The 5,329-nt window shown below is 37.2% G+C and carries 5 protein-coding genes; all 5 read left to right on the forward strand.

Annotated features, from left to right (window positions below):
• Positions 1-853, forward strand: an 853-nt coding sequence (locus ACJAT7_RS17610) for a glycosyltransferase family 4 protein (RefSeq protein ID WP_415228104.1), incomplete at its 5' end; no start/stop codon positions are given.
• Complete coding sequence (locus ACJAT7_RS17615; protein WP_415228105.1) at positions 846-1,445, forward strand: sugar transferase; 600 nt, start codon at positions 846-848, stop codon at positions 1,443-1,445. The genes ACJAT7_RS17610 and ACJAT7_RS17615, both read left to right, overlap by 8 nt.
• Positions 1,438-2,052, forward strand: a complete 615-nt coding sequence (locus tag ACJAT7_RS17620) for an acetyltransferase (protein WP_415228106.1) — start codon at positions 1,438-1,440, stop codon at positions 2,050-2,052. The genes ACJAT7_RS17615 and ACJAT7_RS17620 overlap by 8 nt, the downstream gene beginning before the upstream one ends.
• Before the next feature lie 49 nt (positions 2,053-2,101).
• Positions 2,102-3,277 carry a DegT/DnrJ/EryC1/StrS family aminotransferase gene (locus ACJAT7_RS17625; RefSeq protein WP_415228107.1) on the forward strand — a complete coding sequence of 392 codons (1,176 nt, stop codon included), beginning with the start codon at positions 2,102-2,104 and terminating at the stop codon, positions 3,275-3,277.
• Positions 3,278-3,810: 533 nt separating this feature from the next.
• Positions 3,811-4,977 (forward strand): nucleotide sugar dehydrogenase, encoded by a 1,167-nt coding sequence (locus tag ACJAT7_RS17630; RefSeq protein WP_415228108.1) that lies wholly within the window; start codon positions 3,811-3,813, stop codon positions 4,975-4,977.
• Positions 4,978-5,329 lie beyond the last annotated feature (352 nt).

Raw genomic sequence — 5,329 nt, forward strand, 5'->3', positions numbered from 1 at the left:
GCCTCTTGTTTTTGAAGTTAGGGACTTGTGGCCTGAGCTACCCATCGTAGTTGGTGCGATCAAAAATCCTATTATTATTAAATTAGCTACATGGTTAGAGATTTACACATACAAAAATTCCAAAAGGATTGTTGGTTTATCGCCAGGTATGTGTGATGGTATTACTCGTCATGGTATTGCTGAAGATAAAGTGACACTAGCAACAAACAGTTGTGATACTCAATTATTTGATGTGCCAGCTTCAATTGGCATCGATTTTATAAATGATTCCCTTGATTTTTTAAAGGGTCGAAAACTTGTAGTGTACACAGGTACTTTTGGGTTAATTAATAATGTTGAATATCTGGCTTATTTAGCTAGCCATATGAAGTTTATTGATGCGAATATTTGCTTTGTTGCAATTGGAGATGGAATGATGAAGGAGTCTGTGGTCAAAAAGGCTCAAGAATTAGGGGTGTTAGATATTAATTTTTATATTTTGCCTCCTGTTCCTAAAACCCAAATCGTCAAATTACTTTCAGCTGCTGATTTGTCGGTTTCTTTATTTGGACCTGTGCCTGAAATGTGGCATAACTCAGCAAATAAATTATTTGATGCTTTAGCTGCTTCTACTCCTATTGCAATTAATTATGGTGGATGGCAAGAGTCATTTATTATTGAGTATGATTGTGGACTCGTTTTATCATCTAATGATTACGGAACGTCTGCCAGTGCAATTTCAAATTTCTTAAATGATCAGAATCGATATCAACAAGCTATCAGTAAATGCTCATTTCTTGCTTATAACGTTTATTCGCGAGATATTATGGTTAAAAGAATAGAAAACACTTTAATCGAGGCTATCAATGATTAAACGTTTATTTGATATTGTTATTTCTATTTTTGCATTAATAATTTTAGCTCCAATTTTATTATTAGTGGGAAGTTACGTTGCCAAAAACCTTGGTTCACCAGTTTTATTCAAACAAAAACGACCTGGGTTATATGGGGGGGTTTTTGAAATGCTTAAATTTCGTTCTATGTGCGATACAATCGACAAACATGGACACTCACTCCCAGATAGTGAAAGATTGACTCCCTTCGGTGAGAAACTGCGTTCATCAAGCTTAGATGAATTACCCGGTTTATGGAATGTGTTAAAAGGGGAGATGAGCTTAGTGGGACCTCGTCCATTACTGATTGAATATCTGCCACTTTATTCACAAGAACAGACAAAACGTCATAATGTTCGGCCAGGCATTACTGGTTGGGCACAAGTTAATGGCCGTAATGCTATTAGCTGGGAAGAAAAATTTAAACTCGATGTTTGGTATGTTGGAAATCAATCTTTCTGGTTAGACATTAAAATATTACTACTCACGGTTAAGAAAGTGTTTGTACGCGAAGGTATTAGTGCAGATGGACATGTAACCATTGAACCGTTTAAAGGCTCAAGTAATGACTAAAGAGTTAGCAATAGTTGGCGCAAGTGGCCACGGCAAAATTGTTGCTGATATTGCAGAGCAGCTTGGCTTTACTGTTAACTTTTATGACGATGCCTACCCAAGTAAAACCCAGATTGAGCATTGGCCTATACACGGCACCTGCGCCAATTTAGTCGCATTAAATAACCCTATAAGCGTCGTTGTTGCTATTGGTAATAATAAAATTCGCCACCAAAAAGTCACGTTATTACAGCAAAATAATTTTGACCTTATTACATTAATTCATCCAACCGCAATCATTAGCCAATATGCAGTAATAGCAGAGGGAGCCGTTGTTTTTGCTGGTGCGATTATTAATGCTTTTGCGAAAGTAGGAGTGGGTTGTATTATCAATACTGCAGCTGTTATTGAGCATGATTGTATTATTGATGATTTTGCCCATATTTGCCCCAACGTCGCTTTGGCCGGTGGTGTTACTGTTGGAAACAAAAGCTGGGTTGGTATTGGCAGCCAAGTAAAGCAGTTAATAACAATAGGTGATAACTGCTTGATTGGTGCTGGCAGCACAGTTGTAAAGAATATACCTGATAACATTACTGCATATGGCTCCCCTGCAGTTTCTAGATAATAAAAAGTAATTTCACACCTTATTTCTATATGGAATTAATAGGAACATCATGTTAAATACCTCATTTTCTCCTTGGCCTAGCTTCACTCAACAAGAGGCCGATGCAGTAAGTCGTGTTGTTTTATCTAATAAAGTTAATTATTGGACTGGCACAGAAGGCAGGGAGTTTGAAAAAGAATTCGCCGCTTTTGCTGGTACCATATATGCCGTCGCGCTTGGTAATGGCACATTAGCACTAGATCTTGCCCTTAAAGCTTTAAATATTGGTGTCGGTGACGACGTTATTGTCACTTCTCGTACATTCTTAGCTTCCGCTTCAAGTATTGTGACTTCAGGTGCATCACCTGTTTTTACTGACGTTGATCTGAATAGCCAGAATATAACAGCAGCAAGCATTGAAGCCGTTTTAACAGAAAAAACCAAAGCGGTTATTGTGGTTCATTTAGCAGGTATGCCTGCTGAAATGGATGCCATTATGGCTCTGTCAGAAAAATGTGGTTTTTATGTGATTGAAGATTGTGCACAAGCACATGGCGCTAAGTATAAAGGGCACTCTGTCGGTTCAATTGGTCATATTGGTGCTTGGTCTTTCTGTCAGGATAAAATTATGACCACTGGTGGTGAAGGTGGCATGGTAACCACTAATTCAAAAGAGTTGTGGTCTACTATGTGGAGTTATAAAGACCACGGTAAAAGTTTTGATGCTATATACAACCGTGAACACCCACCTGGGTTTCGATGGTTACACGAAAGTTTTGGCACTAACTGGCGCATGACCGAGATGCAAGCGGCTATAGGTCGTATTCAGTTAACTCGCATGGCTGATTGGACTGCCAAGCGTCAAGCGAATGCTAAGCAGATTGATGATTCACTTATTGGTTTATCTATTGTTCGATTAGTTGATGTGCCGAAATATTGTGAACATGCTGAATATAAGCATTATTTGTTTGTTCAGCCTGAGTTTTTAAAAACAGATTGGTCACGCGACCGTATTATTAATGAAATAATAGTAAAAGGTGTGCCGGCATTTCAAGGTAGTTGCTCTGAAGTGTATTTAGAAAAAGCCTTCGACAATACTCCGTGGCGGCCAGAAATACACTTAAAAAATGCGGTTGAGCTTGGAGAAACTAGCTTGATGTTTTTGGTTCATCCAACTTTGTCAGCTGAAGAAATGGATAAAACATGCCGAGTCATCAAAGAAGTATTGCTGAGTGCAGCAAAATAATAACAATTACTTCTTGCACTATTTCAACAAGTAAGTCTTGAGTCTGGCATTTCTCTTGGTGAAGAAAAATATACCAACAACGCAGGCTTAACAATGTGTGACATAATTTATGTTTTACTTTTCACCTATTCAAAATAGATTGACATAAAATAAGGACACATAAGTTCAAGTTACCTTAATCAAAGCTTATGGCAATAAACCTCATGATTTTCCGTGTAGTCATTAAGCTTCCCGATTAACTGATTTCGGTAATGACGAAGTTGTGGTTATTAGCAAATGATGAAAAAACACACTGCTGCTTACACTGCTACCTCATTAATCGTCAACTTTGAGGTATGTTAATCGGAGGTCTGTTATTAACTAGATAATGGATTTATCTGCTGCCGGATACCCGATTAAATGACTACGAGGCTTCTCTATTCATCACAATTTCAATCTGTTTATTGTTGGACGCATTAATTCACGCTATTGCACATTTATATTGTTTTTAAAGCATTCGTTTTATTGATGCTTTTTATAGGATTCATTAAATTATGAAAATTGCTATCGCCGGTACCGGCTATGTTGGCCTGTCTAATGCCATGTTGTTGGCACAGCATAATGAAGTTATTGCAGTAGATATTCTTGAAGATAAAATTAATTTACTCAACGACAAGCTATCTCCTATCGTTGATGCTGAAATAGAAGATTTTTTAAAAAACAAAGATCTTGATTTCACGGCAACACTCGATAAATCGCTGGCTTATAAAAATGCTGAGTTTGTGATTATTGCCACGCCAACCGATTATGATGTTGCAACAAACTACTTTAATACCTCATCTGTTGAAGCGGTTATTAAAGAGGTTATGGCGATTAACCCGCAAGCGGTGATGGTCATTAAGTCGACCGTGCCTGTGGGTTATACCAAACAGGTGAAAGAAAAGTTTGGTTGTGAAAATATCCTATTCTCACCTGAGTTTTTACGTGAGGGCAGTGCGTTATACGACAACTTGCATCCCTCCCGTATTATTGTTGGTGAGCAGAGTGAACGTGCTAAGATATTTGCTGATTTATTAGTGCAGGGCGCAGTTAAAGAAAATATTGAAGTATTGTTTACTGATTCAACTGAAGCAGAAGCTGTTAAATTGTTTTCTAATACCTATCTTGCTCTTCGTGTTGCATACTTTAATGAGCTTGATACATATGCCGAAACACATGGGTTAGACGCCCGTCAAGTTATTGAAGGTGTTGGATTAGATCCTCGTATTGGTAAACATTACAATAACCCATCATTTGGTTATGGTGGTTATTGCCTACCTAAAGATACCAAACAATTACGTGCCAACTTCGCAGACGTACCAAATAACATTATTAGTGCAATTGTTGATGCGAATACCACTCGTAAAGATTTTATTGCTGAATCGATTGTAAAACGTAACCCTAAATGTGTTGGGATTTATCGATTAATTATGAAGTCAGGTTCTGACAATTTTAGAGCGTCAAGTGTTCAGGGGATAATGAAGCGTATAAAAGCAAAAGGAATCGAAGTTGTTGTATACGAGCCAGTTCTTCAAGAAGATGAGTTTTTTAATTCTAAAGTGATTAAGTCTCTTGAAGAGTTTAAAGCTAGTTGTGATGTGATTGTATCAAACCGTATGGTTGATGAAATTCGCGATGTTGCGGATAAAGTGTATACTCGCGATTTATTCGGTTCTGATTAGTTTTTAAGTTAGCATAAATGTGCTATCTATCTGTTCATAATAAATAATATGTTGGTTTGGCATTTGCTATGATAATTTTTTGGTATCAACCCATCCTGCTTACTAGGTAAACTATTTCAGCATTTTCTTAATTTTCTTGCTTTCTCATTATCAAGCCTATATCAGCCAATGTCTTATTGGATATTGTGATGAGCTTGCTTTTTTCAGTGTCACACAACTTTTATCAATAACGCACACTCGTGTTAAACTCGATGTTTTGACTGGTTAGACTGCCTTTTTAATGTAGATAAGATTTTATTATTATGAATGTTATTAATTTGGAGCGCGAAATGGATTTTTTGCAACGTATTTT

This window comes from Psychromonas sp., assembly GCF_047632995.1.
Lineage (GTDB): Bacteria > Pseudomonadota > Gammaproteobacteria > Enterobacterales > Psychromonadaceae > Psychromonas.